18 protein-coding genes and 1 pseudogene are annotated in these 19,886 nt (G+C 64.6%); 6 read left to right on the top strand and 13 right to left on the bottom strand.

Annotation, left to right across the window (positions count from 1 at the left end):
• Positions 1-479: HNH endonuclease signature motif containing protein (locus GLP40_RS15625; protein ID WP_196054679.1), on the top strand; the 479-nt coding region annotated here is incomplete at its 5' end.
• A 441-nt stretch (positions 480-920) separates the two neighbouring features.
• Here the strand turns inward: GLP40_RS15625 and GLP40_RS15620 are convergent.
• Entirely contained in the window at positions 921-3,125 is a 2,205-nt protein-coding gene (locus tag GLP40_RS15620) for a serine/threonine-protein kinase (RefSeq protein WP_154788577.1), read from the bottom strand.
• A 274-nt stretch (positions 3,126-3,399) separates the two neighbouring features.
• On the opposite strand from GLP40_RS15620, the gene GLP40_RS15615 reads away from it, so the two are divergent.
• Entirely contained in the window at positions 3,400-4,518 is a 1,119-nt protein-coding gene (locus tag GLP40_RS15615) for a hypothetical protein (RefSeq protein WP_154788576.1), read from the top strand.
• Between the two features lie 301 nt (positions 4,519-4,819).
• Here the strand turns inward: GLP40_RS15615 and GLP40_RS15610 are convergent, their stop codons facing one another.
• Together GLP40_RS15610 and GLP40_RS15605 are read right to left on the bottom strand one after the other, a co-directional pair.
• Complete coding sequence (locus GLP40_RS15610; protein ID WP_154788575.1) at positions 4,820-5,224, bottom strand: hypothetical protein; 405 nt, start codon at positions 5,222-5,224, stop codon at positions 4,820-4,822.
• Between the two features lie 17 nt (positions 5,225-5,241).
• Complete coding sequence (locus GLP40_RS15605) at positions 5,242-5,643, bottom strand: hypothetical protein (RefSeq protein WP_154788574.1); 402 nt, start codon at positions 5,641-5,643, stop codon at positions 5,242-5,244.
• A gap of 96 nt (positions 5,644-5,739) precedes the next feature.
• Between GLP40_RS15605 and GLP40_RS33860 the strand changes: the two genes are divergently transcribed.
• A complete protein-coding gene (locus tag GLP40_RS33860) occupies positions 5,740-6,801 on the top strand; it encodes a WXG100 family type VII secretion target (RefSeq protein WP_230329581.1) in 1,062 nt (353 codons plus the stop codon).
• Positions 6,741-7,001: pseudogene (locus tag GLP40_RS35205) on the top strand (IS1634 family transposase); the annotation flags it as partial. The gene GLP40_RS33860 and the pseudogene GLP40_RS35205, both read left to right, overlap by 61 nt.
• Positions 7,002-7,326: 325 nt before the next feature.
• Here GLP40_RS35205 and GLP40_RS15590 read toward each other — a convergent pair.
• The 8 genes from GLP40_RS15590 to GLP40_RS15555 form a co-directional block, all read right to left on the bottom strand.
• Complete coding sequence (locus tag GLP40_RS15590; RefSeq protein ID WP_154788572.1) at positions 7,327-7,575, bottom strand: hypothetical protein; 249 nt, start codon at positions 7,573-7,575, stop codon at positions 7,327-7,329.
• Between the two features lie 614 nt (positions 7,576-8,189).
• The gene (locus tag GLP40_RS15585; protein ID WP_154788571.1) at positions 8,190-8,444 is read right to left on the bottom strand and encodes a hypothetical protein; all 255 of its coding nucleotides are present in this window, start codon (positions 8,442-8,444) and stop codon (positions 8,190-8,192) included.
• 366 nt (positions 8,445-8,810) lie between these two features.
• Positions 8,811-10,139 carry an AAA domain-containing protein gene (locus GLP40_RS15580; protein WP_328290206.1) on the bottom strand — a complete coding sequence of 443 codons (1,329 nt, stop codon included), beginning with the start codon at positions 10,137-10,139 and terminating at the stop codon, positions 8,811-8,813.
• Positions 10,136-11,611: a hypothetical protein gene (locus GLP40_RS15575; RefSeq protein WP_154788569.1), complete on the bottom strand. Its 1,476-nt coding sequence runs from the start codon at positions 11,609-11,611 to the stop codon at positions 10,136-10,138. Before GLP40_RS15575 ends, GLP40_RS15580 begins: the two co-directional genes overlap by 4 nt.
• Positions 11,608-12,693 carry a hypothetical protein gene (locus GLP40_RS15570; protein ID WP_154788568.1) on the bottom strand — a complete coding sequence of 362 codons (1,086 nt, stop codon included), beginning with the start codon at positions 12,691-12,693 and terminating at the stop codon, positions 11,608-11,610. The genes GLP40_RS15575 and GLP40_RS15570 overlap by 4 nt, the downstream gene beginning before the upstream one ends.
• Positions 12,690-13,484 (bottom strand): serine/threonine-protein kinase, encoded by a 795-nt coding sequence (locus GLP40_RS15565; RefSeq protein ID WP_328290205.1) that lies wholly within the window; start codon positions 13,482-13,484, stop codon positions 12,690-12,692. Before GLP40_RS15565 ends, GLP40_RS15570 begins: the two co-directional genes overlap by 4 nt.
• A gap of 325 nt (positions 13,485-13,809) precedes the next feature.
• Positions 13,810-14,037 carry a hypothetical protein gene (locus GLP40_RS15560; RefSeq protein WP_154788566.1) on the bottom strand — a complete coding sequence of 76 codons (228 nt, stop codon included), beginning with the start codon at positions 14,035-14,037 and terminating at the stop codon, positions 13,810-13,812.
• Between the two features lie 92 nt (positions 14,038-14,129).
• The gene (locus tag GLP40_RS15555; RefSeq protein ID WP_154788565.1) at positions 14,130-14,594 is read right to left on the bottom strand and encodes a DUF4254 domain-containing protein; all 465 of its coding nucleotides are present in this window, start codon (positions 14,592-14,594) and stop codon (positions 14,130-14,132) included.
• A 153-nt stretch (positions 14,595-14,747) separates the two neighbouring features.
• On the opposite strand from GLP40_RS15555, the gene GLP40_RS15550 reads away from it, so the two are divergent.
• Together GLP40_RS15550 and GLP40_RS15545 are read left to right on the top strand one after the other, a co-directional pair.
• Positions 14,748-15,656, top strand: a complete 909-nt coding sequence (locus tag GLP40_RS15550) for a DUF5753 domain-containing protein (protein ID WP_154788564.1) — start codon at positions 14,748-14,750, stop codon at positions 15,654-15,656.
• Positions 15,653-15,847 carry a DUF397 domain-containing protein gene (locus tag GLP40_RS15545; protein WP_328290204.1) on the top strand — a complete coding sequence of 65 codons (195 nt, stop codon included), beginning with the start codon at positions 15,653-15,655 and terminating at the stop codon, positions 15,845-15,847. The genes GLP40_RS15550 and GLP40_RS15545 overlap by 4 nt, the downstream gene beginning before the upstream one ends.
• Before the next feature lie 219 nt (positions 15,848-16,066).
• Here the strand turns inward: GLP40_RS15545 and GLP40_RS15540 are convergent, their stop codons facing one another.
• Complete coding sequence (locus GLP40_RS15540) at positions 16,067-18,181, bottom strand: AIPR family protein (RefSeq protein WP_154788563.1); 2,115 nt, start codon at positions 18,179-18,181, stop codon at positions 16,067-16,069.
• A 341-nt stretch (positions 18,182-18,522) separates the two neighbouring features.
• Positions 18,523-19,818: a serine/threonine-protein kinase gene (locus tag GLP40_RS15535; RefSeq protein WP_154788562.1), complete on the bottom strand. Its 1,296-nt coding sequence runs from the start codon at positions 19,816-19,818 to the stop codon at positions 18,523-18,525.
• Positions 19,819-19,886: the final 68 nt, after the last annotated feature.

Below are 19,886 nucleotides of genomic sequence, written 5' to 3'. Positions count from 1 at the left end.
GGCTCGCGCAGAACGCGATCCCGTTCCTGGCGGTGTTCGACCACCACGGGCTCCCGCTGCATTTGGGTCGTGGTCAACGGCTGGCGTCCCCGGCGCAGCGATTGGCGTTGATCGCCGCCGAGAAGGGCTGCACCCGACCCGGTTGCACCGCCCCGGCGACGCTGGCGGCGGTGCATCATGTGCGGGAATGGGCTGCGGGTGGGACCACCGATATCGGGAATCTGACCTTGGCCTGCGATGCCTGCCACGGCCTGGTTCATGACGGGCCCGGTGGCTGGAAAACCATTGTGCTGGGCCCGGATTCGGAGTATCCGGGTCGTACCGGGTGGATCGCGCCACCTCATGTAGATCCCAGCCGTACTCCCCGGGTCAATCAGCATCATCACGCGCCCGAACAACTCGCGAGAACGCTGGCGCGGTCGCGGGTCGAGCGGCGAGCGTGGCTGTCGAGCGAGCGCACCCAGGGTAGCCCTGACTGAGGCGGGACCACCACAGTTGCCCGCCGCCCGGGCGCTCGAGCCGCCGAAAGTTCATGCCAGCGATGTAACGAGGTGCTCGTGGCATGAATGTGGTTGCCAGCCAATGCGATCGGGGGTCGGCGGGTCATCGCGTTCGCGGGCGAACGGTGCGAGGCGCGCGGGATTCGGCGGACAATCTGCCCCGCATCTGCTGGCCCGCGTGTCAGAGCATTCAACAACGACACGACATCCCCGCGGCTCTAGTCTGCGATGGCCAGTCGTCCTTTTGGGCCAGAGAATGACGCAGACACACAGGCGCGCATACAAGCAGTAGCGCCCATTCGTCATGTTCGACGGGGGACTGCTCGCAGGGGGTGTATTTGCTTTGGCCGGTGAGGTTTTGGCCGTGTTGATGTCGGCGCGGCGCTGGTGCGCGGTGCCGCCGGCGGCGCATCGACCACGTCAGGGGCGGACCACCAGGATCTTCGCCGAACCCGCCGCCCCGAATCCGGCGACATAGAGTGTGCCCGTGGCCGAGTCGACCGTCAGCGGCGACTGCGCCTCCAGGGTCCCGGTGGCGATCGTCTTGGTGACCGCCCGGCTGTCCGGGTTTATCACCGCGACCCGATTGTCGTCGGCCGCCGCGTAGACGGTATGCGAGGACGGATCCACCACCACCTGGGTGGCACCATGCGTGCCGGTATTGACCGTGGCGACCAGAGTTCGGCTGATCGCATCGACGATGACGACGCCGAACTCCTCGGTCGCCGCGTACACGAGGGACCGGTCGTGGTCTATCGCGACGCTTCGAATGCTCGTCGGGACGATCGAGCCACTGTCCGGCATCTTGATCTGGGCGGTCACCGTCCGCGAGGCGAGATCCAGGACAGCCAGCGAGTCGCCGGCGGCGAGGTAGGCGGTGTCGCTGGGGGCATCCACCGCCATGTTCCAGGCGGGCTTTCCGACATCGATGGTGCTGGCCAGTGACTTCGCGATGGGGTCGATTACCGATATCCGCGTGTTGTTGGAGGTCGGCGCGACAAAAGCGACATGGCGGATGGTGTCGACCGCTACACCCCAGGCGCTGCTGTGTAGGGGTATCGAACCGGCGACGGTCCGTGCGACGGTATCGATGAGGACCACCGTGCTGGATTTGTCCGCGGCGTCGTCCATCGTCGTGACGTACGCGATGTGGATGCCGGGGTCGACCGCCAGCTGCACGCCGTCACCATCGATCGGAATCGTGGCCGTCAGATGGCCGCTGGCGATATCGGTGATCGAGATACTCGTCGAATGGCCCGACACCGCCTGCTGGATCCCGATGATCGAGTGTGTGCTCGCATCGAGGGCAATGCTTCCACCGAGTCCGGTGCCCGAATCCAAGGTCGGAAACTTGTCGGCGGTCACCGGGGTCGACGGTCCGCCGGGTTGGTGAGACACAGGGAGCGCTGCCGCGGTGTGGTTACGCTCGAACACGACTGCCGCGGCGGCGAGCAAGACCACAATGGTCGCGACCGCGGATGCCGCGACAAGTGCCCGGCGGCGGGTCCGGCCCGGCCGGGTATCGACCGGCAGATAGGTGGTCGGCGGTGCCGGTTCGGCAGGTGCCGCTACTGCGGGGTGACCCGGGTGCGCACCGCCGATATGGGCGGTCGCGGGCCATCGCAATGCTTCCTGCGCCGCGTAGGCCAAATGACCGCACGTCGGGTACCGATGATTCGGGTCCTTCGCCAGTGCCGTGGCGATGACGGTCTCCAGCGCCGGCGGCACGCCCGGTCGCACGGCGGTGACCGGCGGCACGTGTTCGGCGAGGTGGGCGGCGATGACCGCGGCCTGGTCGGCGCGGGGGAACGGCGTCTGCCCGGTGAGCAGGTGGAACAGGGTGCAACCCAGCGAATACACGTCCGCACGATGATCGGTGGGGCCGCTGCTGAAACGTTCCGGTGCCGCGTACGCGAGAGTGGCGGCGACGTGCGACACGGTAGCAGTGCCGTCGAGTGTGCGGGCGATGCCGAAATCGGTGAGTAGGGCACGTTCACCGGCACGCGGATCGTGGTCTATGAGCAGATTCGCCGGCTTCACATCGCGATGCAGGATGCCGCGCTCGTGCGCGAAGTCCAGGGCATGCGCCGCATCGGTGATCAGCCGGACCGCGCGCTCGGGCGGCAACCCCTGCGGCGCGGCCGCCAGCAGGCCGTCGGCGTCGCCGCCACCGACGTACTGCATCGACAACCACAGCAACGGGTCGTCCGGACCGCTGCGGTCGTGCACGGTGACGATATTGGGATGATCGAGCCGGGCGATCAGATCCGCTTCGCGTTCGAATGCGGCGCGGGCCCGTGGGTCCGTGGCGAATCCGGCACCGAGAACCTTCAGCGCGACGGTTCGATCCAGGCGTGGATGCCGTGCCAGATACACCACGCCCATTCCGCCCGCACCGATTCTGCGATCGATCCTGAACCCAGCGAAGATCGCCCCCGCATCCACCGTTCCACCCCGAGATTCGTGTGTCCGAACGTCCCGGCGAGCAGCGGGACAGCGTCGAACGTAACGTATCTCGCGCGCCCGACGCGACCGGGCGCATCGTTTGGCTTGACTTGCAGGAGAATTCGACGTGTGACATGGTTTTCGCCGTTGCAGTCGGGGGGCTTTCGTGCGGTGATGCATCGTGATCGTGTCGGCCTCCAGGCGTCTAGAGTTTCGGAGGTCGAGCGTGGCGAATCCACCGCACCAGCCTGAGTTCCCACCGGTGGCCGACCCGCCGATGCCGCCGTCCGGCCCGCAGCCGCCGCCGGTACCCGCATGGGCGCAACAGCCCTACATGGGCGCTTCGGCACAGGCGATGCCGAACCAGCCGGGCCCGTATGGCCCGGTACCGGGGCAGCCGGGCGCCGGGGGGTCCGTGCCCGGGCACCAGTGGCAGCCGAGTGCGGGTGGACCGATGCTGGGCCAGCAGTGGCAGCCAGGTCCCGGTGGTCCGGTCGTCGCCGGTCCGGGTGCCGGGCGTCGACCGGGCCGCCGGTCGTTACTGATCGGCATGGCCGCGGCCGCGGTGGTGTTGCTGGCGGCCGGCACCGGTGTCTACTTCGGAGTCGTGCGCCCGGACAGCCACTCCACCGCCGCAAGTGGCGTCGGCGGACACGGTTTCGCCGATCTGGCCCACCTGGACACCTGCAGTTTCGTGACCAGGGCCGATTTCTCCGACATGGTCGACGACGTCACGGACGTGACGGTCGAGCCGTCGGACTTCGACACGTGCGAAGCGCAGGTCGACCATCCCAAGGGTGGCGGGACCGAGATCGACGTCGACTTCACGACCCGGCGATACGACATCGCGGCGCTGAACAGCAGCGGCCGGAGCACCATCAATCCTCGTGGGGCGCTGCACGTCGGCAAACCCGTGAATTCCGCGCAGGACCGATGCGATCGGCTGGTGTATCGCGACGACGGTGTCGGAATCAGTGTGGGAGCCGATTCGAACAGCCTCCTGCAGCAGATGTCCCACGAGACCATCAGCCAGGATGTGCTGTGCCGGTTGGCCGACAAGGGCATCGACATCGCGGTCGCGGCCCTCACCGCGAATACCGCCGGAACGGTTGTGTACCCGGCGGATTCGTTCGGTGGTGCCGACCCGTGCGGCGGACTGACCGCCGACGATGTCCGCGCGGCCATCGGAACCACCGTCACCAAGGACCCCGCCGGTCCGGCGCATGATTGCCGGTGGATGTCCGGTGACAACATCGTCGTCACCGTAGGCGCGCGCTTGACGGACAACGACCCCATGCGCGAGGAGAACAGCGAACAGGTCGCCGGTCGCACCACGTATCAGCGCGCGTCCCAAAGTGGTACCGACTGCACGGTGGTGACCAAAGGGCGGCACTGGGACCACTGGCTGGGAAAGTACGACGACCCCATGACCAAGATCAACAGCGCGGGTGCACGTACCGAGACGATGGTGATCAGGGCTACGCCGTCTCAGGCGACGACCACCTTCGTATCTCGATGTGCCGCGGCGAACGCGCTGGCCGCAAAGGTGTGGCCCACACTGCCGAAGTCATGAACTGCTGCCGGGGTCGAGATAGACGATGCACGCTGGGCATTCCGGTGCACTGTCTGGATTGAGCGCCTGCGAGACGAGCCAGGAGATACGGGAGACTGCACACTGCGCGGGTACGTGCCTGCGATTGCGGACCGGAGACCTGGTATTACGGATGCCTGCGCTCGTTCCGCAACCACCTTGTCCACGAACGCCTTTCGCGTGCGGAAGCGTTGGAGATCTCCGAGCAGTCGCGGGTGATCGCCAGCGCCTCCGACGTGAGACGAGCGGAGACCGGTTCGTGAAAGTTCAGCGACTTTGAAGCTCAGAGTTCGTCGTTGCTGAGTTCGACGAGTTCGATGGGCCAGGGCAGCACCTGTTCGACGGGCTTCCAGCGTTGACGGTCGTGGGTGATGATTTCCCAGTCGAAGTGCCTGGCGACGGCAAGGGTTTGCGCGGCAACGGGATCGGTGTGTTCTGTTGCCGCGAGCATGTCGGCAAGCTCGTTGGTATCGGCGAGGGTCGTCACACCGGCCAGGGCGATAGCGGTGTTGTTGTCGATCATCCCGTCGAGCCCCTCGCGCTGCTCTTCATTGAGGCTGGACTTCGTCGCGGACAGCGCGAGCGCGGGTACAGCGATACGGATGTCCCGGTCGGCGAGGTGCGCGATGAGGCTGATGGTGGTGAGCGAGTCGTGAGCGTAGGCATGGAGCACGGTGTCGTCGAGCACGTACCCGGTGTGCGTCATCAGCGGGCAGCCTCCCGCGCGGAGGCGCGGTCGGCAAGCATGTCGGCCAAGCGGGCGCCGGTTTCCCAGGCCGCTGGATTGGCGCGAGCAGCGGCTTTGCGGGTCTCCCAAGCGGTGCGGGCGCGGGTCTTCACCGACAAGGCGATATCCATCAGACGGTTGAGGGTCTGATCGACGGTTTCGTCGGGCTCCGCGAAGTCGGCGAAGCGTTCACGTGTGGACGCCAGTGTCGACAGGGTGGTCTTGGACCGCTTCGTGTCCCGATCTTCGGCTGTCATGCTCAGATAATAGCGATAATGGCGAAAATATTCCGCATGTGTGGGCTGCCTGTGGGCCGGATCAAGGCGATCTCGGGAGGTGCGCTCGCGCAGCAGTGCCTCGGCCTGCTCCTCTTCGGGCACGGTTGTGTAGCCGAACGATTGCCATACCTGTGGTCCGGTAGGTTGATTGCCCTTGTCGCTGCGGGATGGCGGTAGGCTCCGGCTTGCTGGTGTTCGATGTGGGAACTGCTTGCAGGGGGTGTAATTGCTTTGGCCGGTGAGGGTTTGGCGGTGTTGCGGTCGGAGATCGCGGCGTTCTATGCCGGGTTCGGTCAGCCGACACTGCTGCGGCGAGCATTCGACCAGGCCGTGTTATTGGTGCCGCTGGTCGAGAGCGATCGGGTGCCGACTTTCCGGGTCGGGGAGATCCACTGGATCTGCGCGTTCACCCACGCTGACGAGTTCGCCCTTTTCATGGCGGCACGCGGGGATGTCATACCCGACGGGGAGTATCGCTACCAGTGGCTGTTTGGGGAGTCGGCTGGGCGAGTATGCGGCGGCACGAGACGAGCTGACGGGGATATCGGTCGATTGTGTGGGTGCCGCGCCGATCGCGTTCGCACCGGAGATCCTGGAATCGATGACCACCGAGGGGGCGATCGCGTGACTGACGAGTTGAAGGTCGACCCGGCGGTGTTGACGCAGGCGGCGAATGGGATCACGTCGATCATCGGGCAGTTGTCGGATCTGGGGATCAAGGAAACTGGCTCGTTGGGGCGCGGTTTCGCCCTGCTGGCGCTGTCGCCTTTGGAGGCGGGTAAGGCGTCGGTGCAGTCGGCGTTCGAGACTGTCTGCAATCGGTGGTCGTGGGGTGTGCGGTCGTTGGTGCAGTCGGCCAACACGATGGCCGAGGTGGTCGGGATCGCGGCCGGGCGCTATCAGATTATGGACGAGCAGGCGAAGGATGCGCTGAAGGAGGTGTATTCGCACCTGTTCTCCGATCCGCACCTGACGAAGGAGCAGATCGTTAAGCGATCGTTGTCGGAGACCTTGTCGGACAACGGATTCAACGCCCTGATGCATCCGGACTATAGTGCTGAGTCGTTCCGGGACATGTCCGACAAGATGCGTCTGGACGCCCAGGTGATCAAGACGGTCGCCCCGCAGGCCGCGGCCAATATCGGTGCTTTGGCCAATCCTATGAGCGCTGTTGCCCCCGCGCCCGGCGCGACCGCGCCAGGGTGGAATACCGGGGCATCCGCGCGCACATCGTGCTCTGCTGGCTCGCCCTGCTCATGATCCGGATCATCGAAACCACAACCGGCACAACCTGGTTCACGATCCGTCGGGAGCTGGACAGGTTGCATATCGGCACGTTCACCGGCCCGGCGGGCACGTTCCGGCGGTCGACCGAACCGACGAAGCCGCAACGGGATGTGTTCGCCAAGCTCGACATCCCGGTTCCGAACCGGATCGTCGAGCTGACTCCGGCGCCCTGACCTGCGGGAATCTACCCGCCTAGAGACACGGTCTCTCGGCGGGTTTCTCCATGTCTGGGCTGGTCAGGGCATGAATCGTGGCTCCAGCCGCCCCGAATTATGCGGAACGCAGGCCCAGGTCGTCTCCGGATTGCAGACCGAAACTCAGAAGGCCCCGACCGAGCCGCCATTGTCGCAGCGGTTAAGCGCGGACTTCGACGACCTGAAAGGATCACGGCAAGCTCAGCTTCGAACCGGTCTGCTGACGAGCTTTTCTTTGATCGTGCAGTTCGCGCGTCCGAGCGACATCCTCGGTAAATCGATAGGTAGGGCCAGCCCCTGCGATCTATGTGTTACTGAGGGTTTCGTCGTCTTCATTAGCCTGCCGCCCATCCTCGCGTTTGCCGAGCGACGGCCAGTCGAGTCGACTGTCCTTGTTCATCTGGCCGATTGCCCGGATGATCCGTTCCCGCTCATCGGGGTAGGTGTCCTTCATCGCACGGCGGAAGGTCAGGTACCGAAAGAATCCCGCGGTTGCCACGCCGAACGCCGATGTGGCCGAAAATCCAACGGCGGTGAGTGTCGTTGGGTCCATTGCAGATTGCTTACCCTCTCCCTGGTCGAGAGGGCATACCGGACTTCTCAGGCCGGGCCTTCTGCTCCGTCTTCGTAAGGGTGATACATACGATCAACACCGCAGCCGCCGAGACGGAGGTGGCAGTCTGCTGTGCCAGATGGGCGAAATGCGCCGCGTCGATGACCATGTGCACAAGCGTATGAGAAGATGGAGGCACACAGAAGGAAGGTCAATCCCCTGACCCTTGGTCAACAGATTAAGACGTTTCCCGTGCCTTATCAAGTTCATGCGACCTTCTCCGGCCTCACGGGAGGCCACCCTACCTGCGCTTTTCAAAACTGTATCTGACTGTATCCGACTCGATCGTATGCAGCTGACCAGGCAGAATTGGGTTACATGTGTAACCCAAGCTTCTGGAAATTACACCGGAAACTGTGCGGATCATCACATTCGCCACGCCAGTGCGACACGCCGATAAGGCCGGCACCCGGCGCGCGTCAACCAGCTCGCGGCAGCAGTAGCAAGGCGTGATTGAGTACAGTGTCGCGCCTTGCGGGTGGGCCGGGTCGCAGAACACGAGAATCTGGCTTCGGCGTGGACCCAGCGTTTCGTAAGCTATCCGAGGTGGTGTGTCAGCCCCATTTGCCGGAACAGCTCTTGCTCGCTCGTCGGCGGCGCTCATCCTCCTCCTCGGTCAACCCCTGTTCGATCTCGGCTTTGTCTGCGTCCGGCAATTCAACCGATTCTGCGGATTTTGCTCCGGCCGTCTGGGCTTCGACACCAGTCCCGTGCCTGAACTCGTCCCACTGTCTGAACTCGTCACCGTACTGGTTCTCACGGTGGGCGCAGACCTCCACGCGACCAAGCTCCAGCGCTAGCCGGTCCATCAGCTCTGAGATGTTGCCAGCGAGCCGTAGGTGGCCCCGGTCTTCAGCAACATCCCAACCTCGACAAGCCGGGCTAAGGTCCGTGCGCGGCGGGTCTGCCCTGAGCCTAGATGCCATTTAGAGTCAGCATGCCGACCTCACCGCGGCAAGACAACTGGGCGAGCGATTGGCGGCTGCCCTCGGAGTATCGGCTGCGACGGTCTGCAACTGGCGCCGTCCGTAGCGGCACGAATGCCGCATGGCGTTCTCATTCGCGGTGACGAAGTGCCCATCGAGGCGGGCGATCATGTCGACAACGCCGGCGGCGACTACGTGGAATCGCTGCCGCCAACCCGTATCCCCGGTCTGTGAACGCGTTTCGCGAAACTACTGCGGCGCAGCCCGTATGCGGTGTTTGCCGAGCTGCGCGAGCACGGCCTGGTTCGCTTCCCACCCATCCGGAAATTTCACTGGAACACCCAGAAGGACAGGCTCCGTCGACGGATGCGTGTCGAGTAACTCAGGAATCCCCGCTCGTCCCACGACGATGCAGGCATGCCGGTGCCGGGAGGTCAGCACGCAGAGGCGTCCGGCTTCCAGGTGGAAGGCGGTCGCGTCGCGTCGACCCGAAAGTGGATGCAGGACAACAGTGATGTCGTATTCGCGGCCTTGTAGCCGGTTCGCGGTGTCGACAGTGACGGTTTCGGCGGATGTGCCTCGGAGGGCGGCGCGGACGGCGGCGGCTTGGTCGTGGTGGGCTGTGCCGACCGCGATGCGTTCGGCGGTCACCGGGTTGGATCCGCGTTCGGAGTGTGCGATCGCGCCGCGTTCCAGGAGTCGGCGGGTGATGGCGGCGATGGCGGCGACGGCTTCGCTGTCGGTGCGGATGGTGTGGCGGGCGGGCAGTTCGTACCAGGCCCAGCCGGATCGGGCGGCTTCGTCGATGGCGTCGTCGACGGTTCCGCCGAGTCCGCCGCGGGTGGTGAGCTCGAGTCGTCGCTGTTCGGATCGGGTGGCGGCGGTGAAGCCGGTGAAGGGGTAGAAGGCTTCGGAGACGACGGGTGCGGCGGTGGCGGGTAGTCGCCAGGAGACGGGGAGGCGGTGGATGGCGATGTCGGGGTTGTGGGCCGTGAGGACGGTGACGGCGCTCATGGTGGGGTCCCAGGACAGTCCGGCCCAGCGGTCCGCTTCGACGGTGGAGAAGGGGTCGAGTTGTCCGGGGTCGCCGACGAACAGGGCGCGTTCGAAGCGGCTGGAGATGCGCAGCAGCATGTCGGATCGCATCTGGTAGGCCTCGTCGACGATGGCCCAGGGCCAGGTGCCGGTGCGGATGGTGGCCCATTTGGCGGCGGTGCCGATGAGAAGCGCTCGGTCGCCGAGGGTTTCGGGGTCGGTCGCGTTGGCGACGTTGGTGTGGGCGGCGACTCGTTCGCTCTGCTGGTAGGAGGCGGCGGAGACTCGCCCGATCCGCATGTCGGGGTGCGCCGTGGCGAGCCGGTCGATGAGGTCGTCGACCTGTTCGTTGGTTTGGGCCACGATGATTCGCTGGCCGCCGTCCTGCGCGAGGTGTTGCGCGGCGCGGACGACGAGGGTGGATTTGCCCGCGCCGGGCGGCGAGTCGACGACGATGGCGCGCTGGTCGCTGTTGGTGAGGTCGTCGAGGACCTCGTGGACGACCTGGTCGGCGGCAGCGGCAACCTTCTCGATGGTGGTCACGACCACTCCTCCCGGGCGTCGTCGGCGGTGGGCTCCCAGACCGGCGGCGGACCGCCATGCGTCCATGGTGTTTCTTCGCGCGGGGGGAGTTTCGGCGGTGGCTGGTACTCGTCGGCGAAGCGCGCGAAGCACACCTCGTCGCCGATCTCCGGCACGGATCCGGGTGCGGGAGTGTTCTTGCGCCCCATGTCTTTCGACAGTTCGAGGACGATCACGCCCTCTTCTACGGCGAGGACTTTGCCTTCTTGATTGCGCCGGTCGACGCTGAACAGTCTCTCGTCGATGTCCGGGTTGAACAGGTCGTCGGTGCGTACGCGTAGAAGCGGCCGGGGCATCGGCCGTTTGCCGTCGCCGCCGAGGCGGGTCGGATCCGCGTCGATCACGACACCGCGGAACGCTTCGCCGACGAGTCGGCGTTCGGCCATGACCATCGGATCGTCGTATGCGCGTTGGGCTTCCAGCGCGGACAGCGCCTGTTCGCGTTCCAGCAGCCGGCGTACCGCGGTGACGGCGACGTCGCGGCGGGCCTGCGGGACGCCTTCGGCGATGCCCGCCGCGAATCGCGAGAACTCGCCGCGATTCTTCTCCCACCGTTTGGGCACGCTCGCGCCTTCGGGCAGGGATCGCAGCAATTCGATTCCGCGCCAGAGCAATTGCCAGGTCGGTTGGAGCTGTCCACGCAGGGAGCGTTCCAGTCGTTCGTAGGCGAGTTCGGCGGCGGTCTCGTCCTCGGCGTCACTGTAGGCCGTGATGAGGTGCGCGAGTTCCTCGTTGTCGTAGCCGGGGTCGGTGGCGGGCCCGGCCGGGGGCGAGATCAGTGGGTCCTCGGCGCGTGCCGCGGCTTGGGCGCCGGTGAGTCCGGCGGGTGGGTCGATCCAGCCGAGCAGTGCCGCGAGGTTCCCGTCCTCCAGCGTCGACTGGCCCGAAACCCAATGGTCGCTCAATACCGTGGTCATGGCGAGCAGGGCGTCCGAACCCGGATGTTCGGCGCGGTCGGCGAACCAGGTGAGCCAGCGGCCGAGCAGCGGCACGATGTCGGGGGCGGGAGTGGGGCTGTCGGCGCGGAGGAACCGTAGTTTCCGGCCCAGTCTGCGCAGCAGGGTGATTCCGCCGGGGTTGGGCGTCCATAGTTGTGGTGCGTCGAGACAGCGCTGCCAGGTGTCGTCCTCTTTGCCCATCGTCTCGGTGGCGTCGAAGTAGGACTCGAGGTGAGGGAGCAGCACGTCGGCGAGTTCGGCGGCGAATCGCAGCTGCAGGATGCGGTCGCGTGGCTGCGGCACGATGAGCAGTGTCGCGTCGTCGGCGGCGGTGCCGATCATGATGGCGACCGGCGCCGCGGCCTCGCCGGCCATGCGCAGCGGAATCATCATGAGCGGGCGCGTCGACAGGTGGCAGTGCCGGACCGCGGCGATCCGCTGCGCGCGCCCGGCGCGCACGGCTTCGACGCGAGCCAGCGCGGTGAGCACGCTCATCCGGCGAGTTCCTGCCGGAGGCGATGGGCTTCGCGCAGTATCCGGGCGATGTCGGCGTGTTCCGGACCGGGTGTCAGTGATCCGTCGGCCAGCCCCAGAACAGTGGTGAGACTGTCGATTCCGCCGAGCTCGTCACAGATCCCGCGACCGAGGACGTCGACCGAGCCGCACCTGCGGGCCTCGTCGCGGCACATGAAGGCGAGTTCACAGTTGGACATGCATTCCGGTGCGTAGCGCGCGGGGGTGGCGGCGATCATCTCGCCCAGGCCCTCGCCGAGGTCGAAAGTCATTCCCTCGGGCAGGCCTTCGATGAGGTCCGTGATAGCCGTCATGCGTGACAGCTGCCGTGTGATGACCGCCAGCTGTTTGCGGACGTCGACGAGTTCGGCGGTGGGCCGGTTGGTGAAGTCGCGCGGGCACACCAGAACCACGTTGTGCGACACCCGCTCCGGCGGTTCGCCGAGTTCTCCCAGCAGTTCCCGGAGGGCGAGCACGTACACCGCCGATTGGCGAGCGGCCGCCGCGACCTGTGCGGGCTCGGCCTGGCCGTCGATCACGGCGAACGCCTTGATCTCGACGACGTGGAACTTCCCCTCGATCTGCACGGCGACCACATCGGGCTCGAGGTGGGCGGTCGCGCCCGCGATCTCCAACCGGAGCAACGGGTGATCGAACAGCGTGCCCTCGCCCGTCTGCAGGGCCCGCTCGAGCAGTTGTCGGGTGCGCTTGTATCGCACCGCATTACCGGTGTTCTCGCCGATGGCGTTGAGATCCTCGTACGCCGCTTCGGGAATGGTGAGCCCGAGCTTCATGCGCAGTAGCGCGAGAAGTTCGGCGCATCCGTTCGCCTTCACCATCGCTTCGAACGCGTTACCGCGGGTGATGGCGAATTGGGACTGGCCGAACTGCGGCGGATACCCGAGCTCCCGCGCAATGGCCGCTTTGTCGACCGCCGCCGCATCGAGCAGTGCCCGGCGCGTGCAGCCGGGATTGCTGGTGAGCGCGGCGATCGTGCGGGCATTGTGGCGGCAGGTGGGTGCGGTGCCGCGCAGTTCGTCCAGACGCGCGGTCGACTCCGTCATCCTGCTGAACTCCCATGTCTTTGATTGCCTGCCAAACCGAACCGGGTGCCGAATAGTCGCGCGGCGGGTTCGTCCACCTGGCCCGCCAGCCGCTCGGCCGCTTGTGATCGTTGTCGCGCATCAGAATCTCGGTGCACATCAAGCTCATTACCTGCTGCCTCGATGATTGCCCCGGGGTCGGCTTCCCAGCCGGAGGTGCGTGCGCCGGGAATCGTGGCAGCGAGCTGTCGAAGCACGCGCTGAACTGCCGGAGTCGGTTCCGCGAGTTCGGAAGTATGTTCTGCCAGTCGGATCACCGCGGTGAGCAGATCCACACGGGCACTGAGTGGTCCGATCAGACGCTGCTGCGCCGACCAGGTGCTCAGCGCCATCAACCCGCGAGCCGGCGCGAGCAGATCGACGGTCAGCGCCGCGCACACGTAGTAGGGGCGAGCGAAAGGCGCTGTGCGGAAAGAGCGTTCCTCGTCGCGCCGCAGACTGGTCAGCCGAGCTGGCAGTAGTTCGCCGGAGAAGAACCCGTCGTGCACTGCGAGGATCAGCCGCGGCGCGGCGGGGACTGTGAGCAGTGCCAGGACGCGATGCACATGTTCTCGCACCGGCACTGCCGGTGCGGCCACCGGTTCCGGCTCCGGAGCGACACCGAGAACAGCTGTCTCCCAATCGATCTCTGTCTGCCGCAATCGCGCACGCAACTGTCGGGCCGACGCCCGATCACCGCTGGACATCGCCCGTCGCACCGCAGCGCGCAGCTCGGTGAGCCGGGCTTCCAGCGCGTCGGGTGATTCGGTCACAGGGCACACCCTAAACATGGATTCCAGTATTTGCCAGTTATTCCCAGTGTTATTCAGAGTGCCGTGCGGTCCATCCGTCTACCGCGTTGGCTCGCAAGGCCGGATTCCTGGGCACGGCTTTCAGCAAGCCCAGTCGATAGAGGAGTCGGCACCGGTGGGTGAGCTCGTTCCTCAGCAATTGGCGGATGAGGAGAAGTTCCGGCTCGGCCGCCAGTTCGACGGGGTGATGTTGTTCTTCGAGCTGAACCTCGACGAAAGCGGTCTGCCCGGATTCGGCGTTGTGCTGGTGGAGGTGTACTTGGCGTCGATCCGGGCGCGGGTCTGGTCAGCGCGAGGCGAGGTGCGGACTGCTGGGCCGGGTGTGTATGGGTGTTCGGCCACAGGGTGATTCGCTGTGTTGCTGGCTGCGTTCGCGTTCGATGCGGGTGGTGATGGCGGCCACGGTCCAGCCATCGGAGTTGGGCGCGTGGGGGCGAGTGATGACGGGCAAGAGCAACGTGAGGGCGCTGCCGAGGGTCAGGCCGAGGAGGAAGGGGAGCCCGAGGGCGGTCATGGGGTGCCACTTTCGATAGGAGCTCGAATCCGATGGTGGGCGAGGATTTGAACGGAGACGGATGCGCGTCAGCTGGTGTCTTGCTTGGGCATTCACATCTGGAGGCGACCGGGCTCTTCGGGGTGGGGTGTGATGGAGTCGGGGATGCGGCGGGTGCGGGCGGTGAGGTCTTGGGAGAGGTCGGCGTAGGCGAGGGACAGTTCGGCCAGGCGTTTCCAGGCGTGGTGGAGGCGGCTTTCGGGATCTGTGCCGACCAAAGCGCTGCGGGCGTCGACGGAGAAGCGGGCCAGGCGGTCGATGACCATGCCGAGGGTTTCGGTGTGCAGGGTGGCGGCGGCGAAGGGGCGGGGGAGTTCGCGTGCGGTCCAGCGGTCGATGTCTTGGATCAATCTGACACGGGTGCAGTCGATTTCGGGCAGTTCTTCCGGTGGCGCGGCGTGCCGCGCTTCGTGGAGGCTGGCCAGTTCGTAGGCGGCCTGCAACAGCGGGTGTGACGCGGCGACGGTGCCGGCGCAGGCATCCAGGACCAGGTCCTTCGACGGCAGGTAGGTGGTCATTCGCTGCTCCCCTCGGCTTTTCGTGTTTGTCAGCTCAGTAGATACCTACGGCAATAGAATTGGGAACGTCCAGCGACGTCTGCAGGAAAAAGGGTCGGCATTCCAGCTGGGCGCATTCCAGAACGGAGAGTCCCAGATAGCGAGGCTAACGAAATGGCAGGATCATCGCTTCCGCGGAGGGCCCTCGGTCGTAGACTTCGCGGCTACCGGATCAGAGCAGAAAAGAGCCAGCTAGCTGCTGGTCTGCGCGTCGAGCTGTCGCCGCAGAGCATCGGGCGGATGGAGGACGGTCAGAAGGTAAAGATCTGCACTTCGCAAATTCGTGACCTTCTTGACTTTTATAGCGTTCCCGAACCGGGCGACGAGCGGAACGAGATATTCTTGCTGTGGCAAGAGGTGAAAGATCAGGCTCTTGCCGCGAAACTTGCTGGCACGACCAAAGGTTGGTGGCAGGCATACACCGACCAGTATGAACCGCATTTCGACCACTACTTGGGGTTGGAAGCCGTGGCCACCCACTTGACCACCCATCAAGTGGTGTTGCTGCCGGGGCTCTTGCAGACCGCAAACCATCGGCGGGCCTTGAGCCTTGCCGGAGACCCGAACGTGTCGGCAGCCGGACTCGAACGACGCCTGGAACTTGCGGCCTACCGGCAAGTTCGTCTGGCGGACCGAAACTTTCGCGTGGACGTCCTGCTGTCGGAAGCGGTGCTTCGCAGCACGCCGGGCGGCCATGCTGTCGCCGTTGAACAGTTGGAGCACCTGCTTGGGCTGATCGGTTCCCGGTCGAACTTGTCCATCCGGGCCATTCCTTTGGACTCGGGCAGCCATCTCGGCCTACTCGCCCAGTCGTTCACGTTGCTGGAATTCCCACCACTGGCAAGCCAGCTCGCGGAGCCACCCATCGTGTATGTGGAAGGCTACGAAGGGGGTCTGTATCTGGAACGAACCGACATGATCGAGCGCCATCGCCGAGCGATCGCGGATCTTCAGCGAGTAGCGTTGACCGAGGACGACACCAAGCAGTTGGTGCAGAAGATTGCGAAGGAGTACGGGGCGTGACCGTAGACCTCTCCGATGCCCAGTGGTTCAAGAGCACCTACAGCCAGCCGACCGCAGATTGCGTTGAGATCGCCCATCTTTCGACAGGGGCGGTCGGAGTGCGCGATTCGAAGGACCCGGGCGGCCCCGCGCTCGTGTTCGCCGGCGATCAATGGGACAGCTTCCTCGCCGGCGGGATCTGGCGGGACTGAATAGTTCTACTGGAAGCCAAGGCAGAATCTTCTCGCTGGCAATCTGACCGTCGCGGAGTTTGCACCGGGATCGGCGGTATCGGGGCGCGGACGATCGCGTGCGTTGGGTTCGCGCCTCACCGATACGGCTGCCCCGATTAATCTGCTTCAGTCTCACATCGCCGAACAGGTCGCCAAGGTTCAGCTGCAAACCCCTTCGCCACGTCGTAAACTCCGCCTTCAGCTGTCGCCATCGTCCGCTTCCTCATCGTCCTCGCGGTGGATGCGCTGCGCCAGATTCCACAGGGACTGGCCGTCGTTGAGTAGCCAGCGCATCGTTCCCTGATTCGATACTGGCCGGTCGTCCCATCCTGCATCCGCCCACATCTTTGACACCAACCCCGATGCTGAGTACTGCTTACTGTCGTATGCCCAAAGGATCGATTTGGTGCGGTGATTGACCCACGTCGCCTGTCGTCGCCGATCATCGCCAGCAAGCCAGTCTTCTAACGCTGCACGCTCGGGCTCGGTCTGCGCGACGAAGCGAAGCGCGATCCCGTCTTTGATTACGCGGCGATCGACCAAGAGCGGCACCGTATTCTGACGGCGCGGCTTGCGCGGTGGCACAGCCATCTCGGGTGCCTTGAAACCATCGGCAAGTTGTTCAAGCACTTGCTGGACGAGCTCCTGGCTTTCCCTGCTCGATCGAAAGAGAGCTCTGACCTCGCGTCGCGGGTTGGTCTGCCCAATCTGATACGCCAGTTGGCGCACTAACTCGGGCACGAGAGCGGGGACCTTCTCCAATACTTCACTATCCCAATCGAAATCGGGGTCACCGATGCTCGCGGCACCAAGATATTGAAAAATCAGATGGGTGATCAGGAGCTCGCCGTGTTCCGCGATCGAGGCCACACGTCCTCCGGCGTCGTTTCCCAGGTCATACACCGCGCTACGTGCAGCACGTAGGGTTAAGACCGAGCGCCATACCTTAAGGGGCGATGGTTCACGCTGAAACAGGATTGTGTGGCTGCCGTTAATGCCTTGCTCCCAGAGATTCTCGGTGGAGCTACTGGCGCGGGCAGTGTGTTCGGCCTCAGGATGTAGGCAGGCCAGAGCGAGGGCGAGTTCGTCCAACGAGCACCCGGTCTCAGGCGCTGCAACCAATTCCCCGCGCTTGATGACATAGTGTTTGCGTAGCTCGGCCCGTAGGTTGGCCTTAATTGCCTGGTGTACGGGCTCAAGAGCGATGTGGTCGCGTTGCTCGATTGCGTTCTGCCGGTTCGCCGCTTGAGAGACGTCAACGGCAAGCTGCTTGTTACCGTGAGTGTTGATGATCTTGATGCTCAGTGTTGCGTTGGCTGTCGCTTCGCCATCGTCGTGCATTGCTCGCGCGATTGCACGTGCGGTTTGAGCACCGTTGACGATGCTGGCGCCCGTCACCGAGAGTGTGGTTGGTCGGCTCTGCGGAGACTTGGCGCTGTCATGCTTGGCGGTTAGGCCGTCGCAGATCATGGTGATTCCGTTGTTCAGATACCAAAACGTTGTGGGGGCAGTAATCAGCGTTTGGCCGATTGCCGCGTTTGTTGCGGTGGTGCCGAGCGGAGCCCGCAGGTTGTGCTCGAACAGGGCGGTGCCGTGTTGGTCGAACCAGTCGGCGACAGCTTCTGCCGTGACGCTGCCCTGGTACGCGTCCAGCTCTCCCTTTTGCTTGTACCAGTCATCGAGCCGTACCTCTAGACAGATCGGCGCCGGCCGCAGGTCCGCATGGATCTGTTCGTGAAAATCGGCAGCGTACAGAATTTCGATGCGCATGCGTGCGCCAAATTTATTAAACTCGTCCAGAGCGTTGTTGAGAACCTCGAGCGCTGGTGGCGAGGGCTCGACTGTTCCCATCAAGGCGATAACCAGAATTGTCCGGCCGGTGATGAGTAGCGGTCGCGCCCGTTGGGCGAGAGCCCCCGCGCGTTGGTTAAACTGGTTATAGAGCTCGTTTTCGATTCTGTTAAGGCCATCAACCATGGCCTTGGCGGCGTCTACATCGAAGGTCGCGGAACCTTTGTCGCTCCACTTCGCCTGCACGAGCAAGACCTGATCACTATCCGGAAGTGGTGCGATGGCGTCTAGGCCCTGATCGGCTATACCGTCGGTCACAAAACTGGCGGCTTCTGCTACTGAACACTTGGCCACGCGCCGTACGGCCAGTGCGGCGAGTGCACGCGACAGAAAACGTTGCTCGTAGTTATGCCCTTGGAAGTGGGCGATGTCGCTGGTATCGATCACGTCGTCGAATGTCTCGTGCAGCTGCTCCCGGACCTGCGTGACCTGGCGAGGTGTATCCGCTTCCAGCGAGGCCATGGGTGTCTTTCCTCCGTTGTCCGTCTAGTTATTGCTTGCCTGGCGGGGCAAGTCATGATCTGTTGCCGCGAGGTCGTGTGCTTAGGTCGACGACAAGTAGGGCGTGCCCGACAGCCTTTGCCGATTCGGTTACCAGGTTCATGACAGCATCCAGTGTGAGCTCGCGTACGCCAAACCAGCCATCGCGCGCGAGTCGGGTGAAGTCGGTCGGCACAAGGTGGCGGCTAAACCGGATGGGTATCGACAGTGCCCCTTCTGTCGCCGTCAGTACCTGTGCGATGGGGTGAGGTGTTCATCACCCGAAGTGTCCCTTTACTGACATGTCAGAGCCCACCGATGGCTCAGTGAACGTGTATACCGTCGATCTGGGTCGCCAGCTCGACCACGCGAACGTCCTGCGCGCCGAATCGCACCGACATCTGCTGATGCAACCGCTTGAGCCGGCTCAACGCTCCCTTCGGATTGCCGAGGCGCAGTTGGCATATCGCAAGACGCTGCAGGCAGTACATCGCTTGCTCGTCGTAAGGGCCGTTGGCCGCGGTGAGTTCGTCTGCGAGCGTTCGGTACAACTCGGCGGCCGACGCGAACTCGCCAGCGTCGAAGTGACGGTCGGCGCTGCTGCGTCGATCGTCACCAAATACCTGCACCGTAGGTGCGGTGCGCGGCTCAACGGACGCGGCCTCGATCGGCGGTGCGATCATCGTGCGCGCCGTCCAGTAGCTCGGCGGCGGCGCCAGGGCCTGCGCATACAGGCGTGTCGGGCTGGCAGGTTCGCGTACATCGTCGAGTTCGTCGAGCCCGCACACATGCCGCAGCAGTGTGCTGTGCACGGCGGTGGCGTCACGCGGCCGCTGCCGTGGATCCTTGGCGAGCATGTCCGAAACCAGCGCGCCGATTTCGGTTGGTACATCTGCCCGTAACTTCGATACTTCCGGCGGCACCAACTCGATCTGCTTGCGCCACAGCAGGAAGGGAGTACTGCCGGTGATCGCCTGAGTACCCGTGAGGAGCTCGTAGAGCACCAAACCCAGCGAATACAGATCGGTCTGCGCTACTACCGGATCACCGTTAATCTGTTCCGGCGCCATGTAGGCGGGGGTCCCGAGGGTCTTGCCAGTGGACGTGAGCCGCGAGACATCGCTGTCCAGCAGTACAGCCAACCCGAAGTCGAGTACCTTCACAGTCCCGTCTGCACACAGCATCACATTGGACGGCTTGAGGTCACGGTGAAAGATCGATTGCCGATGCGCCGCCGCCAGCACCGCCGCTACTTGCGCGCCGATCGAGGCGACAACCCCGACAGGCAGCATGCTGCGATATCCGGTCGTCCGATCCAGCGGCACACCGTGCACGAAATCCATAACCAGGTAAGGCCATTCGGGCGGTCCCGGCTCGATCCCCGCGTCGTGAATCGCGGGCAGCCCTGGATGCACCAACCGAGCCATCAGCCTGGCCTCGCGGATGAACCGCTGGGTCCACTGCGGATCCGCAGCGAGATCCGGCCGGGTCAGTTTCACCGCGATCGGGCGCTCGAGGTGCCGATCGTATCCCGCGAACACCTGCCCCATACCGCCGGAGCCGATCTGGCTGGTCAGCTCATACCGACCACCGACGACCTGCGGTTGCAGCGCCACCATCACCCCTCCGTGCGTCTCATCGAAGGATCAAAATACCGGATGAGGGCAAGGTCGGCGCTATGCTTTAC

Source organism: Nocardia aurantiaca (genome assembly GCF_009708175.1).
GTDB classification, from domain to species: Bacteria; Actinomycetota; Actinomycetes; order Mycobacteriales; family Mycobacteriaceae; genus Nocardia; species Nocardia aurantiaca.
The sequence above is the reverse complement of the archived record's forward strand: the minus strand, read 5'-3'. Positions and strand labels throughout refer to the sequence as shown.